Source organism: Pontibacter populi (assembly GCF_019336435.1).
In the GTDB taxonomy this organism is placed as follows: domain Bacteria; phylum Bacteroidota; class Bacteroidia; order Cytophagales; family Hymenobacteraceae; genus Pontibacter; species Pontibacter humidus.
Window position 1 is genome coordinate 523764 of sequence record NZ_JAHWXQ010000002.1, and the last position, 21344, is coordinate 545107.

14 protein-coding genes are annotated in these 21344 nt (G+C 47.4%); 7 read left to right on the plus strand and 7 right to left on the minus strand.

All coding sequences use genetic code 11. From position 1 onward, the window contains the following. Positions 1 to 16 precede the first annotated feature (16 nt). Entirely contained in the window at positions 17 to 625 is a 609-nt protein-coding gene (locus KYK27_RS08790; protein ID WP_199109658.1) for a pseudouridine synthase, read from the plus strand. 300 nt (positions 626 to 925) lie between these two features. Here the strand turns inward: KYK27_RS08790 and KYK27_RS18415 are convergent, their stop codons facing one another. The 6 genes from KYK27_RS18415 to KYK27_RS08815 all read right to left on the minus strand — a co-directional run bounded on the left by KYK27_RS18415 (position 926) and on the right by KYK27_RS08815 (position 8236). Further along, positions 926 to 1048, minus strand: coding sequence for a hypothetical protein (locus tag KYK27_RS18415; RefSeq protein ID WP_255532022.1), 123 nt, complete (start codon positions 1046 to 1048; stop codon positions 926 to 928). Between the two features lie 217 nt (positions 1049 to 1265). Continuing rightward, positions 1266 to 2534, minus strand: a complete 1269-nt coding sequence (locus KYK27_RS08795; protein ID WP_199109659.1) for a sialidase family protein — start codon at positions 2532 to 2534, stop codon at positions 1266 to 1268. 18 nt (positions 2535 to 2552) lie between these two features. Continuing rightward, positions 2553 to 4844, minus strand: coding sequence for a TonB-dependent receptor (locus KYK27_RS08800; protein ID WP_199109660.1), 2292 nt, complete (start codon positions 4842 to 4844; stop codon positions 2553 to 2555). Between the two features lie 105 nt (positions 4845 to 4949). Next, positions 4950 to 5327, minus strand: coding sequence for a hypothetical protein (locus KYK27_RS08805; protein ID WP_199109661.1), 378 nt, complete (start codon positions 5325 to 5327; stop codon positions 4950 to 4952). 124 nt (positions 5328 to 5451) lie between these two features. Then, positions 5452 to 6354, minus strand: coding sequence for a CorA family divalent cation transporter (locus KYK27_RS08810; RefSeq protein ID WP_199109662.1), 903 nt, complete (start codon positions 6352 to 6354; stop codon positions 5452 to 5454). Between the two features lie 229 nt (positions 6355 to 6583). Continuing rightward, positions 6584 to 8236 (minus strand): peptide MFS transporter, encoded by a 1653-nt coding sequence (locus KYK27_RS08815; protein WP_199109663.1) that lies wholly within the window; start codon positions 8234 to 8236, stop codon positions 6584 to 6586. A 298-nt stretch (positions 8237 to 8534) separates the two neighbouring features. On the opposite strand from KYK27_RS08815, the gene KYK27_RS08820 reads away from it, so the two are divergent. From KYK27_RS08820 to hrpB, 6 genes are all read left to right on the plus strand, one after another. Then, positions 8535 to 9188: a DedA family protein gene (locus KYK27_RS08820; protein ID WP_199110216.1), complete on the plus strand. Its 654-nt coding sequence runs from the start codon at positions 8535 to 8537 to the stop codon at positions 9186 to 9188. Between the two features lie 118 nt (positions 9189 to 9306). After that, positions 9307 to 11241, plus strand: coding sequence for a KUP/HAK/KT family potassium transporter (locus KYK27_RS08825; protein WP_199109664.1), 1935 nt, complete (start codon positions 9307 to 9309; stop codon positions 11239 to 11241). Positions 11242 to 11503: 262 nt separating this feature from the next. After that, on the plus strand, positions 11504 to 13240 hold the full coding sequence (locus tag KYK27_RS08830; protein WP_199109665.1) for an amino acid permease: 1737 nt from the start codon (positions 11504 to 11506) through the stop codon (positions 13238 to 13240). Positions 13241 to 13735: 495 nt separating this feature from the next. Continuing rightward, positions 13736 to 15229 (plus strand): amino acid permease, encoded by a 1494-nt coding sequence (locus KYK27_RS08835; protein ID WP_199109666.1) that lies wholly within the window; start codon positions 13736 to 13738, stop codon positions 15227 to 15229. A gap of 609 nt (positions 15230 to 15838) precedes the next feature. Next, on the plus strand, positions 15839 to 18145 hold the full coding sequence (locus tag KYK27_RS08840; RefSeq protein ID WP_199109667.1) for a nitric-oxide reductase large subunit: 2307 nt from the start codon (positions 15839 to 15841) through the stop codon (positions 18143 to 18145). A 160-nt stretch (positions 18146 to 18305) separates the two neighbouring features. Further along, positions 18306 to 20852 (plus strand): ATP-dependent helicase HrpB, encoded by a 2547-nt coding sequence (gene hrpB, locus KYK27_RS08845; protein WP_199109668.1) that lies wholly within the window; start codon positions 18306 to 18308, stop codon positions 20850 to 20852. 83 nt (positions 20853 to 20935) lie between these two features. On the opposite strand, the gene rnk is transcribed toward hrpB, so the two are convergent. Further along, positions 20936 to 21340 carry a nucleoside diphosphate kinase regulator gene (gene rnk, locus KYK27_RS08850; RefSeq protein ID WP_199109669.1) on the minus strand — a complete coding sequence of 135 codons (405 nt, stop codon included), beginning with the start codon at positions 21338 to 21340 and terminating at the stop codon, positions 20936 to 20938. Between the last annotated feature and the right edge of the window lie 4 nt (positions 21341 to 21344).

Consider the following 21344-nt stretch of genomic DNA (forward strand, 5'->3'; position numbering starts at 1 on the left):
TTTATAGTTCCCTTTTATGACACACCGCCATTTTATAGTACATAAGCCCTATGGTTACCTGAGCCAGTTTGTTTGTGAGCACAAAAAGAAGAAAATGCTCGGCGAACTGCACGACTTTCCGGAAGGAACCATGGCTATTGGAAGACTGGATGAAGACAGCGAAGGGCTTCTGTTGCTGACTACTAATGGTAAAGTTAGCGAGCAGGTACGCAGCAAACATATCGAGAAAGAATACTACGCCCAAGTAGACGGCCTGATAACTGACGAAGCCATAAAACTACTACAGGAAGGCGTAGAAATCGGTATTGGCGGCGACAAGTACACGACCCTGCCATGCGCCGCTTTCAGGTTAGAGCAAGCTCCCGGCTTTCCGCAACGCAGCCGCAAAATACGCGACGACCGCCATGGCCCTACCAGTTGGGTCTCTATCACATTAACAGAAGGCAAAAACCGCCAGGTCCGCAAAATGACCGCTGCAGCCGGTTTTCCTACTTTACGTTTAGTTCGTGTAAGAATTGGCAGAATTCATTTAGGCGAGTTGCAATCCGGCGAGGTAGTGGAAGTAGAGGATTTGTCGATGGCTATGGTAGCCGATCCTGCTTATAGTTTTGAAGTAGGAAGCTAGTAGGTTTTAGAATTAGTGATTTGGCTTTCGCTATAGATGGAGCTTTAGTTTTATAGTTGCTGTTTTAACCTACCCCTACCCCTCCCGAGAGGGGAATTTCAGCTATAGTTTATAGTTCACTTATCGTTTTATAGTTGAAACCTTAACACCCCTATAGTCCCCTTAATGGGACAATTCTGTCATTCCAATTTTCAATCTATAGTTTTATAGTTAGTCTTTGTCATCCCCTGCCCCCTTCAAAGGGGGACTTTTCAACTACTGCTTCCCCACCTGTCATTTCGACGAAAGGAGAAATCTAAATCAATTATAGTTATAGCCCATAAGCAGGGCAGGTTTACCTGTCCCCTCTAAACTATAACCACGATCAAGCTCGAAGCTTTCTGATTCAAACCATACACCAACTATAGCTATCGAACTGATCACAGTCTTTGGGTTGAGCGCCTTGTAGATTTGCGGTGCTGCCAAGCATTGCGACGAAGGAGCAAAGCAAATGTACACCGCGCGATGCCCGAAGACGAGGCCTCCCGGCCGTGAGGGCACCAAAGCAAACTATAAAACTGTAGGCAACTAAAGCTCTCAGGATTACAGAAAGCCATGAAAGAAAAGGCTTGGCCCGAATGGCACAATCGTATATTAACCACTAAATCCCAGGCTTCACCAACTGCCACCACACTTCATTGCCGCTCTCCTTCTTTATAGTATATGCAACCAATAAATCCTTATCATTTATAGTAGTGATGACCGGGTACACGGCGCTGCCATTGGCTTCTGTCAGTTGGGTTGTTTTTAAGTGGGCACCGTTTTCATTCCTGATCTGTAGGCCGATGTAATTATTTGGTTTGCTGCTGTCGTTGCCTCGTTCGTCCCATACTACGGCAAGTTTACCGTTGTTAAAAGTGCTTAGTTGCGGATGCCGGGCAGCCGGAGCGTTGCTTATAGTTTCGCGGGAAGTAAAAGTCTTGCCTGCTTCTTTCTGGCTATAGTATACACCGCTGCCACCGCCCATTGTAAACCAGGCATAATGCATCCCGAATTTATTTGATACCATAGCCGGGCCTGTGTGCGGACAACCATCAATTACCCAGTTATCAGCACTGATGCGCTCCGGATTTGCAAACGTTTTGCCACCATCAACAGAAACCAGGTGCATCATATCGCGGACGCTGTCGTTCAGGATGCCGCGGTAGGCTACGTGCAGTTGCTTTTGCTGGTCTAAGTACAGATCGGTGCGGCAGCACTGGCATAGTTGCGTATCAATTACCTTCTCCCCTACAAAACCGTTGCGACCATTGGTACTGGCAAAGTACAAGCTGGAGCCTTCCTTGTCAGTATCCTTCCTGGAGTCGAGCCAGATAGCACCAACCTCACCGTTAGGCAGCATTTCTATATCGAAATAGCGTTCATCAATGCTGTTTATAGTGTCTTCTGCCAGTTGTTTTGCATTGGTCCAGCTCTTTCCGCCATCAAACGACTGGGTATAGAAAACTAGGCCGGCATAACTGTTCTTCGGGTTCGGGTTGCTAACCGGGAACATCGCCATGATATCGCCATTCTTTCTGAAAAGTATTTTGGGCAGATTCTCGTCGTGCGGATGAATGCCTTTTGTAGTTGGTATAGTTTGCGGATCGCCAAAGGTCTTTCCACCATCTGCGGATACAGCATAGGCCATCAGAAAATTACCAGTGGTATCTGTGGCCTGCACCCAACTCAACACGGCATTGCCTTTTTCATCTTTTGTCAGGTAAGGGCATAAGGCCGACATTCCCTCTGCTGAAATTCTTACTGCTGGTAAAGTCTGATCTCCAGCAATACCAGCACCTTGATTCCCTGAAGTACTTTGTTTGCAGCTCACAATTAGAAGCAGCGCTGCTAAAAACAAACTATAGAATATATTATATGATCGTAACATGATGTGTGCGGTTTGAGGTTAGTTGGCTTTTACTCCAAAAGTATAGCCAACGCCAATGTGTATAGTTCTCGGTGCGCCCTGGCGGTAGCTTTTGCCATAGCTGTACTTGTCAGCAGTGGTAGCGTATAGTTGGTTAGTCAGGTTCAGGGCGTTGGTCCATAGTTCCAGCCCGCCAACTGAGTAGCCTACACGTGCATTCAGCAGGTCGTAGCCGGTATATTTTTCTGAGTTTGCGGCATCCAGGTAATATTTACCCATGTGCTGCCACTCCAGGCTCAGGCGCAGGCCTTTTATAGTTGCGGGCTTAAAACACACTTCGGTGTTGCTGATAAAGCGCGGCGCAGTAGCCATTTCCTTGCCATCAAAATCCGTCCCCTTCTCTGTAAACTCAATGTAAGAGTGCTTCGCGTTAGTGCCGCTAAACCGGAAATTAAGCGTTTGAACAGGCGCGTATTTAAAGGTATATTCTACGCCACGGTGGCGGGTTTGTCCTGCATTCTGGTTTTCATAAGAGCCATCCTCCAGCCTAACAGCTACGATCTCATTTCTACCATCCAGTTGATAGACACTAACATCCAGGTAGCCTTTGGTTTCAGCGAAACTGATCCAGCCGCCGGCTTCGTAGTTTTTATAGTTTGATGGCTTGAGCGTAGGTACCTGCACGCCCCGGTATAGTTCTGTTATTTGCGGAGGCGTAAAACCTACGCTATAGTTGGTGTAAACGCCCATGCTTCTGCCCAGGTCGTAGCTCATGCCCAGTTTCGGCGTAAGACTTTTAAAACCGTTCTTCTCGTCAGGTGCACCCGTATAGGCGCCCGGCTCCAGGTGGTTATCAAAATAATAGTCCAGGCGGTCATATCGCAGCGCGGCAACGGCCTTCAGTCTTTCCAGCGGATTTAGCTCAAACTGGGTGTAAGCTGCCGTGTTCAGTAAGTCTACCTTATAGTTGGTAAGCGATGTGCCCATTTGACTATAGTTGGTATACTTGCCTGTCTCGCTGCGGTCAATGTCAATCAGCTCTGCCTGGTAAGTGGCAGGGCTATAGTCTGTGCTGATGCCGCTGATAAGTTGAGCATTCAGAAACGGGAACAGGATTTTATGCTGCGCAATCAATCCGTAACTCTGGAAAGCATCTTCGTTGATCTCCCCTTTCGCTTTCAGTGGGTTATCTTTTACATTCCTGATGGCATAAAAAGGATTCTGGCCGATGGCGTTGTTGCGGTAAAAAGCGGTTAACTGGGTGCTATGCTGCGTGTTCCAGTTCTGCTCCAGTGTGGTTCTTACCCGCAGCGCATTTACTTTGCGGTAGGTAAAAGTGTGCTGGCTGCTGTACTCTTTGCTGTAAAAACGGGTGCTGTCCAGGCCGCCGGTCTGGTCGGTTTGGTAATCAATTAAACTAGCCGTTGAGATCAGTTTCGTTTTGCTGTTGAAACTATAGTCTGCACGTAAAGTAAGCGCCAGTTTATCGAAATCGCTGTGCTCGATGATGCCGTTGCGCTGTGCTGCATAATATCCTGCCACATACACGCCCAGTTTACCAAAGGTATTTGATGCGCTGAAATCTGTTCGGCGGTAGCCTTTATCGCTGCCTTCGGCCTGTAGTTTGGCGGTAAATATCTGTGCGGGAGCCTGGGTAATAAAGTTGATGGCCCCGCCAATTGCTTCGCTGCCGTACATCGACGATGCCGGTCCGCGGATGACTTCAATGCTGCGAAGCGCCCCCATGTTTATCTCTATCAGCGCGTTGTGGTTAAAGTCACCGGTTGCCCGTATCGGAATGCCATCTTCCAGGTACAGGAACAAACTTTTGTACCCGATAGGCTGACGAATGGCCATGGTGTGCTGTTCGTTACCCAGGTTAACCATATACACTCCGCTCACCTTGTTCAGTACCTGTTCCAGCGACACGGCCTTGGTTTCGAGTAACACTTCTTTTGAGATGGCGCTGATGGCAACCGGCGTTTCGGTACGCACAGAAGCCTCGCGGCTGGCTGAGACTACTACCTGGTTCAGTTGATTGGCAGATGGCTGTAGCTGCACCAGCAGCTCATTGTTTTTCAAAGGCTTTCTCTGGGCATCGTAGCCTATGTAAGAGAACACCAGCGAGTCGGAAGCTATAGTTGCAGCCAGGTTAAAGGTACCATCCGCTCCGGTTATAGTTCTGGTTTTGGATTGCGTGGTACGTATGGTTACGCCGTAAAGCGGCTCTTTGGTTAAAGCATCTATTACCTGCCCTTTGGTTGCGGTTTGGGCATAGGTAGTGTGGCTGAGCGCTAGCAGGCTCACGACACAAATCAGTAAACTTCTCATGGAAGCAATGTTTATAGTTTATCCAGAATTTACGGTGTGCAGCCATAGTAGCAACAGGCCTGAACCTGCGCAAAACCATGCATAAGCGGCACACTCGCCGGCGAATTAAACTATAACCTGAGGTGGGTGGAAGATGCAGTGATAAGCAATGGAGCTATAGCTGAAGGTATAACCTGATGGGTAGGTAACTATAGTTTCCGGGATGATCGGTTTTAAGGAGAATAAATTCTGGCAATACAGGTTAACCTGCACTTCCTGTTTCTGGCCGCGCTCGTTCGCCTGTTTATCGGTGTCGTGCTGGGCTTTCAGTTTTTTGGTGAGCTGGCACTTGCCTTCGCATTTCAGTTCGGGCTTGTCGCGGTTTATACACAGGAACTCCATAATGTACTCCCTGTTCGCCTGGAAATCTACCAGCACTACCACCTTGCTAAAGATTTGCAGCAGCATAATGGCGATAAGCGATATAACAAAGAAGTTTTTCATGGATTACCTTGGTGCCAACGTAGGTACTGACTTAGACGCCAGCTTTACCTTGACGTTACAAAAGTAGACCACAATGGTTACCAAAATAATGACCTGTATCAACTATACGGCTGACCTTTATCAATCAGAGCCAGCCTTTACGCCTGAACCAGACATATACCACCAGCGTGATAAGAGCCATGGAAATAAGAACCAGCGGGTAACCATACGCAGAATGCAGCTCGGGCATAAACTCGAAGTTCATCCCGTAAATGCCAACTATAAACGTGAGCGGCATAAAGAAAACGGAGAAGATGGTTAGCACCCGCATCACATCGTTCGTTTTCTGAGACGAGAGTGAAATATAAGTATTGACCAGGTGGTTGGTGCTATCGTTCAGTTCGTCGTAAAGCGTGACCATGTGCACGTACAGGTCCTGCATATCCTGCATCTCCGTAGGCGAAAGGTGCAGCAGTTTCAGGTTATCCAGTATTACTTCCGATAATTTAAGAATGCGTTTGGACACTCCTACTTTGCGTTTTAAATGGTATAAGCCTTTAGTAAGCGAAACCGGCTTAGACTGCAGAAAGGTTTTGGTCTCATAGTAATCCAGATCGTTTGCCAGTTTATCAGCCGGGTCATCAAAGGTGCGCAACGCAGACCGGACCAGGCGGGTAAGTAAGCCCGAAGAGGTTTTGATCAGGTTTGTATCAATGTATTTTTCTTTTACTTCAGAGATAAAAGCTACCGGGTACCGGTGTATGGTAATGACAAAATTCTCGTGGTAAAAGATGGAGAGTTTATTGGTCAGTTCCTGAATGGTATCTGCTTCACGGTGGGCTTTGGTATCGTAAATACGGGTAATAATGAATACGATGTTATTTGCTATCTCGTATTTGGGCAGGTGTTCCGGCTGCAGACAGTCGCGCACCGATGCCGGATGCAACCCATACTCATCGGCTAATTTCTGCAACTCCTCCGCATTCGGATTCTCTATATCAATCCATTCCCAGCCGTACTCAGCAGAAGAAAATAACGTTTGTTGCACAGGTTTATAGTTATAGTTTTAAATCAGACAATCTGTTTACGCGCACTATAGTTTGGTGTTAGTTAGCAACTATAAGTTAAATCTGCAAAAGTCTGAAGTAAAACTCCCCGGCACCACCGAGAATATTTTTAAACTATAGTTAGAATAGCGTGCGTAAAAATTACCTGAAACAAAAGATCCGCCCGGGCCACAAGCCCGGGCGGATCTGAAATATAGCTGAAAAATAAATTTAGTTTTTACCGGTGTGCGCAAGCACGATCTGGCGCAGCCACTTTAGCATCAGGAATATAGCAAAAGCAGCCAGTAACGAACCAGCACAGTTTACAAGGAAGAAGTACGCTTTGTGGTCGTACTTATCCCACATGCTGGCCAGTACGCCGGATAATTTATTGCCGATAGAAGTAGCCAGGAACCAGCCACCCATCATCAGGGCCGTTAAGCGCGGCGGGCTCAGCTTTGATACCAGCGACAATCCCATCGGGCTCAGGAACAGCTCCCCTACCGTAATAACAGCATACGAACCAACCAGCCACATAGCAGAGCTCTTCTCAGCCCCGTTCATGCTGGCATACACAGCACCAACCATAACAAGCGTACTCAGAGCAGTAATTACAAGTCCCCACATAATTTTTGCCGGCGTTGACGGCTCTTTGCCACGTTTGCGCAGGAAGGCAAAGAACCATACCACCAGCGGCGTAAGCAGTATCACAAAGAATGGGTTAATAGACTGGAAAAGCTCCGTAGAAATAAGTGAAAGGGAGTCCCCGTCTTTTGGCCAACGCTCCTCCGGCAGGTTGTTCAGGTAAGGCGATACACCTTCTTTGGTGATCACTTTTCCTGCTTCATCCGTTCTTGCTCTGAAATTCTGGTCATAATCCGGAACGGTAGCTGTGCTCTGGTCTACTTCCTGCACCATCCCAATAGTACCGGCAGGGCCGGTTAAGCCTTCCACCATCTCGCGGTCGGTATAGTATTCAGCCCAGGTGGTAAGTGCCGTGCCATTCTGTTTGAATATCGCCCAGAAAACGATCACTACTGCAAAAATAGAAAGCAGCGCCGCAATTGGTTTTTTATCTTCTGATGCTGCACGTGCCCAAAGCGAACCATAGAACACCATGATCGGGATAGCACCGAAAATGAACGCATCTGTAGAGTTAGAACCAAAGATATCGCCTGGTATAAGTACCCAGCCTAACACACCCGCTAAAACAGCAGGCAAAATAACAATACCAAAAATACGCATCAGCGACATGTCGTTGGCTGCGGCAGGTTTGCGTACATCCGCATCTTTATAATGCTTGTTACCCATCCAGAAAATTACAACCCCCAGCAACATACCAACACCGGCAGCGGCAAACGCATAGCCCCAGCCATAGTTGTTACGCAGGTAAGAGGCTACAAACGGAGCAATAAAAGCACCCACGTTTATCCCCATGTAAAAAATATTGTAGCCGGTATCTTTCTGCTCCTGGTACTCCGGTGCGGAATATAAACCACCTAAAAGCGTTGAGATGTTTGGTTTGAAAAAACCGTTACCGATAATGATCAGGCCAAGGGCAGCTACCATCGCCAGGTCGCCGGGTAGTGCCAGGCCAATGTAACCAAGCGCCATCAATATACCACCAATGGAGATAGATAGTCTGTAACCTAATACCCTGTCGGCGAGCAGGCCGCCCACGAAAGGTGTTAAGTAGACAAATGCGATGAACGTACCGAAGATATCAGAAGCATTTTCTTTAGAAAGACCAAGTCCGCCGTTCTGCGCATCGATCATGTACAGGAAGAAAATAGCTAACATCAGGTAGAAGCCAAATCTTTCCCACATTTCGGAAAAGAACAGGTAATAGAGGCCTTTAGGGTGTTTAGATTTTGTCGTAGACATGTAGGTGTTTGATAAATAATGCTTGAAAATAAACATACTTTGCAAGCCTGCAAAATAAATGCCTGCCCGAAGGGTGCACTTTTAAACTTTTTTAGGGCAGAAGCTATTCTTTATAAACCACTTGGAAGCCTGAACTATAAAAAATCTTTTGGCTGTTAAGTTGTTTTAGATGCTGCTACTCTATTCCTTTGCGGACTTATTTGGCGCGAGCTGCTTACAGCTGAAAAAGCTACCGGTTTTGTTGACGTGTAAGGCACAGAAACCAAACCACTATTTACCCTTACAATTTTAAATTATGATGGAGCTTATCCAGCACCTAATCAGCTTTATACTACACATTGACCAGCACCTGGTAGACCTGCTTAATGAATATGAAAACTGGATATACCTGATCCTGTTCATCATTATTTTCTGCGAAACCGGTCTGGTAGTAACTCCTTTTCTGCCGGGCGACTCGCTTTTGTTTGCCTTAGGTGCACTTGCTGCACTGCCAACTTCGGGTTTAAATGTCTGGTTCCTGATGGGGCTGCTCATAGTGGCGGCCATTCTCGGTGACTCATTTAATTATTTTACCGGGCATAAGTTTGGGAAAACTATTTACAACAAAGATTACTGGTTCCTGCGCCAGTCGCACCTGCGCCAGGCCGAAAAGTTTTATGTAAAATATGGTGGCCGCACCATTATATATGCCCGCTTTGTACCTATTGTGCGCACGTTTGCTCCCTTTGTGGCTGGCATGGGCAACATGAACTATAAGCGGTTTCTTCTCTTTAATGTGGTAGGTGCTTTTGTATGGGTAGTCTTCTTTATCATGATCGGATATGTATTTGGCAACCTGCCGGGCGTACGGTCTAACTTCTCGTTACTGGTGCTGGGTATCATCGGGATATCGTTACTGCCACCAATTTATACGATTGTTAAGCAGCGCTTTGCAACCAGCAAGCAAGCTTAAGTTCTGTCCTTTTTTAATTGCTACTATTAAAATAATTGCTGGTAACTATATCGGGTGCTTTGTTCAGACAACTGTGCCCGATACTTTTTTGTACCTGAGCTTTTTTATTCTTCTTTGAATGAGTAATCCATCTAAAACCAGCGCTGTATCTACGGCAGGTGTTTTAATCTCTCTCGGCATTATTTACGGCGATATCGGTACCTCACCGCTTTATGTGATGAAGGCCATTCTGGGTAGTGCCCCTGTTTCACAGGCGTTGGTGTACGGCGGTATTTCCTGCGTTTTCTGGACCTTGACGCTGCAGACAACTATAAAGTACGTGCTTTTAACGCTGCAGGCAGATAATAACGGTGAAGGTGGTATCTTCTCTCTTTACACCCTTATCCGTCGGCGTGCTTCCTGGCTTATAGTTCCGGCCATGATCGGGGGAGCCGCTTTGCTGGCTGACGGTATCATTACACCACCTATTTCTGTTTCATCCGCTATCGAGGGCCTGCGCATCCTGAATCCGAATATCCCGACTGTTCCCATCGTGATCACCATCCTGACCCTCATTTTTCTGATGCAGAGTTTTGGTACCGAGATAGTGGGCAAGGCATTCGGGCCGATCATGCTTTTATGGTTTACGATGCTGGGTGTGCTGGGAGCTTTGTCGCTGGTGGAGCATCCGGAAATTTTGAATGCCATAAACCCCTACTATGCCTACGACCTGCTGGTAAATTACCCGGAAGGTTTCTGGGTACTGGGCGCTGTGTTCCTCTGTACCACCGGGGCAGAATCACTGTATTCGGACCTGGGCCATTGCGGCAGACCAAACATCCGGCTGAGTTGGGGATTTGTAAAGCTTTGCCTGCTGCTGAATTATTTTGGGCAGGGTGCCTGGCTAATGACCAAAGAAGGAAGTGTACTTCGTGAGAACCCTTTCTATGGTATCATGCCTTCGTGGTTCCTGGTTATCGGTATTGCCATAGCAACTATAGCCGCCGTTATTGCCTGCCAGGCGCTTATTTCAGGCTCGTTTACCCTGATCTCCGAAGCTATTCGCCTGAATTTGTGGCCACGTGTAAAACTGGTGTACCCCACCAACCAGAAAGGGCAGTTGTATGTGCCAAGTATAAACTGGCTGCTTTGGCTCGGTTGTGTGGGCGTGGTGTTATACTTCCGCGAATCGGAGCACATGGAAGCAGCTTACGGTATGGCCATTACCATGTCCATGTTGTCTACTACTATCCTGATGAGCTATTTCCTGCGCGTAAAATATAAGTCGTGGGTTGCTGTTACCCTGTTCTTAGTGGTATACATTTCCATCGAATCATCTTTCATGATAGCCAACCTGAGCAAATTCACGCAAGGTGGCTGGGTATCGGTGCTGATTGCGAGTGTGTTGTTGGCCGTAATGTACATCTGGATAAAGGCTTTTTATATTAAGCGCAGCCTGGCCGAGTATGTGCGTCTTAAAGATTACCTGCCAGCCCTGAAGGAACTGAGTGACGACGAAACTATACCAAAATATACCACCCACCTGGTGTTTATGACGAGTGCACCCAAACCGAAGGATGTGGAAACCAAGGTAATCTACTCCATCTTTCAGAAGCGCCCGAAACGAGCTGATATCTATTGGTTTGTGCACGTTGAAACTACCGACCAGCCTTTTACAACCGAATACAAGGTAAAGCAGCTGGACCCTACCGTAATCCGGATCGATTTCAGGCTTGGTTTCAGGGTAGAACAGCGTATAAACCTGTTTTTCAGGAAAGTAGTGGAAGAGCTGGTAGCAAACGGCGAAGTGGATATTACCAGCCGCTACGACTCGCTGAGCAAGCATAACCTGATAGGCGACTTCCGGTTCGTAGTGCTCGAGAAATTCCTGTCTTACGAAAACGACCTGCCACTGAAGAACCGTATGATCATGGAATGGTATTTCAACATAAAGAAATACACCAGCTCCGAAAGCAAATGGTTCGGGTTAGATACAAGCTCTGTTAAAGTTGAGAAAGTACCGCTCGTTATCAGGCCGGTAAAATTACCGGAACTAAAGCGTATCACGGCCTAATTCTATAGTTCCTGATCCGGTTTACAAACTATAGCTATAGCTTCCACACGCAAATCTCCAGCGCTATAGTTTGTAAACCGGTGGGCAGGATTTTTTCAAGGTTCTTAGTGAGAGATTCTTAACAATTAGTATCTTGCTATATTGTTTGCCTGTTTTTACTATCGGCTATGAGCTTATTTTGCTGTTTTAGCTGCATGTAAACTATAGGCTTACGCACCAAACAACCTACATTAGCTGATGGCTAATCAACACCTACTACTACATGCGTAAATTTCTACAGAACATTACCCGACGAAAAAGCGGAACGGCTTTGCTGGCCGATTACTACCTCGATGATAACATACAGGGCACTAACCTTGTGCGTACGCTTAGGCTGAAGGATCTTGTTTCTTTTGGTATTGCAGCGATCATCGGTGCTGGTATTTTCAGCACTATTGGTAACGCAAGTGCCGCCGGCGGACCGGGTGTATCGCTCCTGTTCATTTTCACGGCTATTGCCTGCGGTTTTTCGGCATTGTGTTATGCACAGTTTGCTTCATCCATTCCGGTTTCGGGGAGTGCGTATACCTATGCCTATGCTTCTTTTGGCGAGCTGGTTGCCTGGATCATCGGCTGGGATCTGCTGATGGAATATGCTATTGGTAACATCGCCGTTGCTATCTCCTGGTCCGATTATTTTACGGCTGTGCTGCAGGGCGTAGGAATCGGAATGCCCGAATACCTTACCATGGATTTTCTGAGTGCATCGCGTGGCTTTACAGAAGTATCTGCGCAACTGGCTCAAGGCAAGGCTCTTTCGGACTTCCCTAGCTACCTGCAGGAAGCTTACCTTGCCTGGTCGAATGCGCCAACTATAGCTGGTATAAAACTGGTGGCTGATATTCCTGCACTAGGAATTACAGTGCTCATCACCTACCTGGTGTATGTTGGTATCAAAGAATCAAAACGCACGGCTAACCTGCTGGTTTTGCTTAAGCTTATAGTTATACTTTTAGTAATTGCAGTGGGTGCCTTTTATGTAAACACCGATAACTGGTCACCGTTTGCTCCGAATGGCATTTCAGGTATCCTGAAAGGTGTATCGGCTGTGTTCTTTGCCTACATCGGTTTTGACGCGATCTCTACCACTGCAGAAGAATGCGAGAACCCGCAGCGTGACCTGCCGCGTGCTATGATCCTGGCACTGATCATCTGTACAACGCTTTACGTTATCCTGGCCCTGATCCTGACCGGTATGGTGCCTTATAACGAACTGGCTGTTGGCGACCCGCTGGCCTATGTTTTCTCAAGAGTTAACCTGGATGCGATGGCTGGTATAGTTGCCGTGAGTGCTATAGTTGCCATGGCCAGCGTGCTTCTTGTTTTCCAGTATGGGCAACCACGTATCTGGATGAGTATGAGCCGCGACGGCCTGCTACCTAAGATCTTCTCCAGCATTCATCCGAAACATAAAACACCGTGGTTTGCAACTATAGTTACCGGATTTGTAGTGGCAGTGCCTGCCCTTTTCATGAACCTGACCGAGGTGACCGACCTGACAAGTATTGGTACATTATTCGCGTTTGTGCTGGTGTGCGGCGGTATACTGGTGATGGAAGAAAAGCAGAAACAGCTGGAGACTATACACAAAGGCTTCAGAGTGCCTTATATAAATGCCAGGTATACGTTGCCATTGCTGTTGATCGGTTTGCTGATTATTCTCTACATCTATAACGGAGAAGCCATGACAACTTATTTAAGCACGGAAGGCGGCTGGGAGGAGTTTCAGCATAAATTACCGCTACTAGGCTTTATGATCATTGCCGCTATCATGACGGTGCTTTCTTTCACTAAGAACCTGTCGCTTATTCCGGTACTGGGCTTACTTACCAACTTGTACCTGATGACGGAGCTAGGCATTACAAACTGGGTCCGTTTCCTGGGTTGGCTGGCGCTGGGCCTGGTGTTATATTTTGTGTATGGTTACCGAAACAGTAAATTAGGCAAGCATCAGGCATAACTTCAGCGTTACAAAACTTTGAAACAGAAGCAAAACATAGCAACTACGCTCCTCCTACTGGTGTGGGCTGCTATGTTTTGCTTTTCTGTTTTAGTCACCCTCTCCAAACAGCCCCAAAAATTAGCGACAAGCTGTAGTCCAGCTTTAGAAACAAACGAAGAATTAACTTCAGACAAGCAAAGCGAGCCTGTCGCCTGGACAGAGCAAACGCAAACACACGTTGTAACAAGCCATACTGAATCTTTTTTACACCTTTACACAAGTACTTTCTGGCTTCTAAAGCTGCGTACCTGTTTCCCCGATAAAAAACCGGTTAAGGTTTTGCTGGCATTTGCATCTGCGACTTCCCGCTTCCGGATACTCCCCAACGCCCCTTAGTTTATAGTTCTAACTGTTAGAGATGCCTGCCCTACTTTATAGTTTAAAAGTATGCGCAGTTGTTCTGCCATTCCCAGGAATGGTATTGTCTTTCACTTATTAACTATACTTAACTAAATGTCAAACAATATTTTCGCGACAAAATCTGTCGATAAACTGATTAAAGAATCAGAAAGCGGTGAACACGGCCTTAAACGTACCCTGACGGCCACTAACCTTACCATGCTGGGCGTGGGTGCTATTATTGGGGCAGGTATTTTCGTGCTTACCGGTACCGCTGCCGCAAATGCTGCGGGTCCTGCTATCGTTATCTCCTTTTTAATTGCCGGGCTTGGCTGTTTGTTTGCCGGTCTGTGCTACGCCGAGTTTGCCTCCATGATACCAATTGCAGGCAGCGCTTATACCTATGGTTATGCTACGTTGGGCGAGTTTATAGCCTGGATCATTGGCTGGGACCTGATACTGGAATACTTGTTTGGTGCTGCAACAGTGGCCGTAGGCTGGAGTGGTAACTTTGTAAGCCTGCTCAAATCGATCGGCATTACGGTACCGGCTGTCATTGCTGCCGCCCCGCTTGCTTACGATGGTAACTCCTTTACTGCCACCGGTTCTATCATCAACCTGCCGGCTATCGTGCTTATACTTATCATGACGACCTTACTGGTAATCGGTATTCAGGAGTCTGCTAAATTCAACAACATCATCGTTATTGTAAAGGTAGCTATCGTGTTACTGGTTATCGCCTTCGGCTTCCAGTACATCGACCCTTCTAACTGGACCCCGTTTATCCCTGAAAAAGAAGTACTGATTGATGGCGCAACCCGATACGGATGGCAGGGCGTAGTAGCCGGTGCTGCTATCGTATTCTTCTCTTACATCGGGTTTGATGCGGTAAGTACTGCTGCACAGGAAGCTAAAAACCCGCAACGCGACATGCCGATCGGTATGCTTACATCACTTGGTATCTGTACATTATTATATGTGTTAATGTCGCTGGTAATGACTGGCCTGGTACCTTACAAAATGCTGAATGTTCCGGATCCGGTACTGGTTGCACTTTCAGCAGCGGGACCTGCGCTTAGCTGGTTATACTTCTTTACCGGTGTGGGTGCTGTAGCTGGTCTGGCTTCGGTTGTATTGGTAATGTTAATGGGTCAGCCACGTATTTTCTTTGCCATGAGCCGCGATGGTTTATTACCGTCACTATTTGGTAAAGTACATCCAAAGTTCAACACGCCTTATGTAACTACAATCATCACTGGTTTGGTAGCAGCTGTTGTGGCAGGTATTTTCCCTATCGGGTTGCTAGGTGAACTGGTAAGTATCGGAACATTGCTGGCTTTCGTAATTGTGTGTGCCGGTATCATTGTGTTGCGCCGTACCAGCCCTGAGCTAAAGCGTCCGTTTAAAACACCTTTTGTGCCACTTGTACCAATACTGGGCATCCTGATCTGCGGCTACATGATGGCAAACTTAGGTTTTGATACCTGGATGCGCCTGATCATCTGGATGGCAATTGGTATAGCTATTTATTTTTTGTATGGTCGTAAACACAGCAAACTGCGCAAGCAGAACGATGCGCTCGAAGCTGGCAAAGTACCTGTAAGTTAATTTCAATTCTAACGAATGTAATGTTATGGGAATATCCGAGTTATTCATTTTTCTGACAGCATTAACAGTGCTTACCCTCTATTTAAGGAAAGCTGCTAAAAAGAAACACAAATAAACCCTGATAGGTATTTCTTCATAAAAACCGCCTGGTAATTGCCAGGCGGTTTTTGTTTTTATAGTTTGATACTAATACTGGATCCCCAGCTGGCCACTCGCAGCGGCGCACAACGCAGTCGAACTTACGGAAGGTGCCACCCGGACAAATAGGTGGTTACTGGACTCTTATGTAGCATATGGTATCTGCAAAAACTATAATTGAGGCAATAGCAGAAGTTAGCCTGAACAAAACCCAGAAGCTGAAATCATTCAGATTCGGTTCAAACTTCTGTTTTCAGCTGCTTTATAGTTGTTATACCAAAACTTTAAGGCAGTGTCATGAAAAATAAAAGACTTTAATCTCTTTTACTCATGACGCAAGTCATTTCTCAATTTCCCTTCCCTGCTGACCTTTGATCCGGAAAAAGCCTTTGTAACAGGCATGTTTTTCAACTACCTATTTCAAAGTATAGTCACCAATTCATTTAAATATCACATTAAACATTTACATATATGAAATACAGAAATCTATGGCTTGGGTTTATTGCCGTTATAGTCGGCTCCTTTGCCGTGCTAGGGTACTATGGTATCGAAATCTATCGGGAAGCACCTCCTATTCCCAAACAGGTAGTAACCACATCCGGTAAAGTGCTTTTTAATGAGCAGGATATTAAGGACGGACAAAATGTATGGCAGTCGGTTGGCGGACAGGAATTGGGTTCTGTCTGGGGGCACGGTGCTTATGTAGCACCCGACTGGAGTGCCGACTGGTTACACAAAGAAGCAATGTATTTCCTGGATACCTGGGCGGAGCAGGAGAAAGGCGTGAACTATGAGGCGCTGGATGAAGAAACTAAGGCCATGCTGGAAGCTCGTCTGCAAAAACAGATCAGGGCAAACACCTATGATCCCGAAACTGGTGTACTGACTATTTCGGATTTACGTGCTGAGGCTATTGCAGATGTAAGCAGGCATTATACAGGTCTGTTTATGGATGACCCGGCACTGGCAAAACATCGTGATTCTTACGCCATGTCTGATAACACTGTTAAAGACCCGGTGCGGATGCAGAAACTGAATGCCTTCTTCTTCTGGACCTCTTGGGCCTGTGTTACCGAACGTCCGGGTAAAAATATTACCTACACTAACAACTGGCCTGCCGAAAAACTGGTAGCCAACGAACCAAGCAGCGACCTGATCATCTGGACAGGTTTCAGTGTCATTATCCTGATAGCTGGTGTGGGCTTGCTCGCTTATTATTATGCTTCTAACAAGGAAGATGACATAGACCTGAGCAAACTGCCAAAGAAAGATCCTTTGCTGGGTTTAAATGCCACGCCATCTATGAAAGCCACGTTAAAGTATTTCTGGATTGTGACAGCCCTTATACTGGTACAGGTTACATTGGGAGTTGTGTCGGCTCACTATGGGGTGGAAGGCCAGGCTTTGTATGGTTTCCCACTTGCTGATTACCTGCCCTACTCTATTACCAGAACCTGGCACGTGCAACTCGCCATTTTCTGGATAGCTACCTCCTGGCTGGCAACCGGTTTATACATTGCGCCTGCTGTGTCGGGCCACGAGCCAAAATTCCAGAAACTGGGGGTAAACTTCCTCTTTGTCTGCCTGCTTATTATAGTTGCTGGTTCGCTGGCTGGGCAGTGGTATGGCATCATGCAGAAACTGGGATACACTGAAAACTTCTGGTTCGGACATCAGGGGTATGAATATGTAGACTTAGGACGCTTCTGGCAGATATTCCTTTTAGTTGGCTTATTCCTGTGGCTGGGCCTGATGGTGCGTGCTATTATGCCTGCTTTCCGAAACGATGCAGAAGGTCGTCACCTGCTGGGCATGTTCCTGATCTCATCGGCTGCCATTGCTATCTTCTATGCATCCGGCCTGATGTGGGGACAGCATACCAACCTGGCCATTGCAGAGTACTGGCGCTGGTGGGTAGTTCACCTGTGGGTAGAAGGCTTCTTCGAAGTATTTGCTACCGTGGTAATTGCCTTCCTGTTTGTGCGCATGGGTTTGCTGGATACTAAAATGGCCACATCGACAGTACTTTTCTCTACCATTATCTTCCTTTTCGGAGGTATTATCGGTACGTTTCACCACTTATACTTTAGCGGTACGCCAACTGCTGTCATGGCCTTAGGTGCTACATTCAGTGCCCTGGAAGTGGTGCCGCTTGTACTGATTGGTTTTGAAGCATACCATAACCTGAAAATCAGCCGCCTTACCCAGTGGATCAAGGCGTACAAGTGGCCTATCTACTGCTTCGTGGCTGTAGCTTTCTGGAACCTGGTTGGTGCCGGTGTGTTCGGGTTCGTGATCAATCCGCCGATCGCACTTTATTACATGCAGGGGCTAAATACAACACCTGTGCACGCACACACCGCCCTTTTTGGAGTATATGGTATACTTGGTATAGGGCTGATGCTGTTTGTTCTGAAGGGTTTGTCCGGCCGTCGCCGCTGGAAAGATGGTGTGATAAGTTTTGCTTTCTGGTCTCTTAACATTGGCCTCATCCTGATGGTACTGATAAGTGTGCTTCCTATCGGGCTTATGCAGACGTGGGCAAGTGTGGAATATGGCTTATGGTATGCCCGCTCTATGGAGTTTATGCAGACAGACACTATGGAAACACTGCGCTGGCTACGGGTTATTGGTGACACGATCTTTGCTGGTGGTATTGTTGCCTTAGCCTGGTTCATCATCGGTCTTAAAACAGGCTGGTCGCTTGAGCAGGATGAAGATGTGCAGGACATAGACCTCATCCAGACACAGGAAGATGAACTAACTATAAAAAAGTAACAACTATAATTACATAAGTACATCTTGATGCACTTCCAGGAATGGCTGCCCAACTATGGGCGGCCATTCCTTTTTTTGAGGCTGATCTTCTTTTGTATTTCGTTAGTTAGCAACTATAAATTTTATGCTTTCTAGTGCATAATTCAGACCTTTACAGGTAATGTCGTCAACAACTATACTTCAGAATTTACCTGACTTACCTGTTAAGGAAGCCCTGCCGCGCCTGCTTTCTGCCCTGGAAACCAATACCAGGGTTATACTGGAAGCACCGCCCGGAGCAGGTAAAACCACGCTTGTTCCGTTAGCATTATTAGAAGCCGGCTGGCGCAACAACGGTAAAATACTGGTGCTGGAGCCCCGCCGTCTGGCAACACGTGGTGCCGCACAACGCATGTCGGATCTCATGAACGAGCCACTCGGGCAAACAGTTGGTTATTGGGTGCGCATGGAGCATGTGGTATCTGATAAAACTATAGTTGAGGTAGTAACCGAAGGCATACTGACCCGCTTGATACAGGATGACCCGGCACTGGAAGGGATTGCAGCTATTATTTTTGATGAGTTTCATGAACGAAACCTACAGGCTGACCTTGGTTTAGCTTTGGCTTTAGATGCACAGGCAGTGCTACGTCCTGATCTCCGTATTCTTGTGATGAGTGCCACGCTGGATGCTGTAACGATAGGTAAGTGGCTCGATGCACCTGTTATTACTAGCGAAGGCCGGCAATATCCTGTCGAAACGCATTACCTGCCTACTTCAGAAGTAGCTGCTGCAGGAAACAGACCAGCGGAAAGACTGAGCAACCTGGTACCCAAAGCAATACGAAAAGCACTAACCGAACAACCGGATGGCGATATACTGGTATTTTTGCCCGGCATGGGGGAAATGCGAAGAGTAGCCGCACAACTGGAAGGCAAACTGGCGCCAACTATAGACCTCCACATTTTGCACGGTGACCTGCAGCTTTCCAAACAACTGGCTGCCATACAACCTGCGCCTAAAGGCAGGCGCAAAATCGTGCTTGCCACCAGTATTGCCGAAACCAGCTTAACTATAGAAGGTGTAAAGATCGTGATCGATGGCGGCTTTTCACGTGTTCCTAAATTTGTGCCCCGCACCGGCTTAACTACGCTGGCAACTATAGCTGTTTCAAAAGCTGCCGCCGACCAGCGCCGCGGCCGTGCAGGTCGTTTAGGGCCGGGTGTATGTTATAGGCTTTGGTCTACTGCCGACCAGGCGCAGTTAGCAGACAGGCAAAACCCGGAGATCTGCGAAGCAGACCTGACCGGGCTGGCGCTGGAGCTTGCCATGTGGGGCGTAAAAGATGCTGCTGCTTTAAACTGGCTGGATGTGCCACCTGCCGCTGCCATGGCACTTGCCCGCGATCTGTTACTTCGCCTGGAAGCTATAGATAAAACCGGTAACGCTACCCCGCACGGAAAAGCACTGGCATCGCTTGGCCTTTCTCCAAGACTAGGGCACCTGGTTATTCGTGGCCGTGAGTTTGGTTTTGGAGCCACAGCCTGCGCTTTGGCTGCGTTGTTATCTGAAAAAGACATACTGAGACAACTGGAAACCGGACGAGGAAATGTATTGCCAGACCTACCTCTGCGCCTGGAAATCTTATCGGGTAAGCGTCCGCCTATTCCGGGTTTTGTGATCGACGAAAATGCCCTGCGGCGTGTAAAAGAACAGACACAGCACCTGATGCAACGCACCCGCACCACCAACGAAACTATAAAACCGGACGCAGCAGGAATCTTAACTGCCCTCACCTACCCCGACCGCCTGGCCCAACGGGAGTCATCGGGCCGGGTTAGACTTGTAACCGGACAACGGGCCGCTTTGCCAACAGAGCTTTTCAGCGAAGCAGACTTTTATAGTATAGCGCACCTCGAGATCGGGAACCAGCCGCGTATTTTGCTCGCAGCACCGCTTAACAAAACTGAGTTGCTGGAGCATTTTGAAGAACAGCTCGAAGAATTGGATGAGGTAAGGTTTGACGAAGCCACCGGCAGAGTGATAGCCCGTAAGATCACCCGGTTAGGGGCATTAATTCTGCAGGAAACCAGCCAACCAAACCCAGATCAGGAACAGGTGGCCACTCTACTTTTACAGGCACTTAAAGAGAGAGGAATTGATAAACTTCCCTGGTCTGACCAAGCTATAAAAACCCGGCAGCGCTTAGCTTTTCTGCATCAACTGGCACCTGAACTATGGCCTGATGTTTCGGATAAGATGCTGGCAGAAACGATAGAGCTATGGCTGTTGCCACATTTGCTCGGCTTACGAACTATAGAACAAGTGGCCAGGTTAGATTTTAATGAAATGCTGCTTTCGGACCTGAGTTGGGAACAACGGCAGGAAATGGACCGGCTGGCCCCAACTCACCTGGAAGTACCCAGCGGCTCCCGCATAGCCTTAAACTATACAGATCCAGCCACTCCTGTACTTGCCGTACGCCTGCAGGAAGTATTCGGGATGCTGGATACGCCCAGAATTGGTGGTGGCAAAGTGCCTTTGCTGATTCACCTGCTCTCCCCTGCTTCCCGCCCCGTGCAGGTTACCCGCGACCTGCGAAGTTTCTGGACAACCGGCTATTTTGATGTCAGGAAAGATCTCCGTGGCCGTTACCCCAAACACCACTGGCCCGACGACCCACTGGCAGCTGTTCCGACCCGCGGCATTAAAAGGCGACCTCACTAGTACATACTAATAAAGCCCAAAACCACCTTTAAACAGTGGCTTTGGGCTTTTTAAACTATAGAACTATAGTTTAAAATATCAGACTATAAAAAGAGATCCCCTGCAGCTTCTGGCTGGTAAAGGATAGATTCAATTTTGTAATACAGCATTCCCTGCGGAGCAGGCCATTCTACTTCGTCGCCTACTTTGCCACCTAAGATAGCAGTTGCAACCGGAGCCAGTACGGAAATCTTACGGGCATTAAGGTCGGCATCTTTCGGATACACAACCGTAATTTCCATTTCTTTCCCGGTTTTCAGGTCTTTCAGGCGCACTAGTGAATTCATAGTTACTACATCAGTCGGCACTTCTTCTGAGGCTACAACTTTTGCGCGCTTCAGTTCTTTACACAACCCTTCAACAGAGGCAGCGCCACCATTCTGACGTTGCAACTGCACCAGGCTATGCAGGCGTTCTTGATCTTTTTCGGTTAGATAGATGGGGTTCATACAA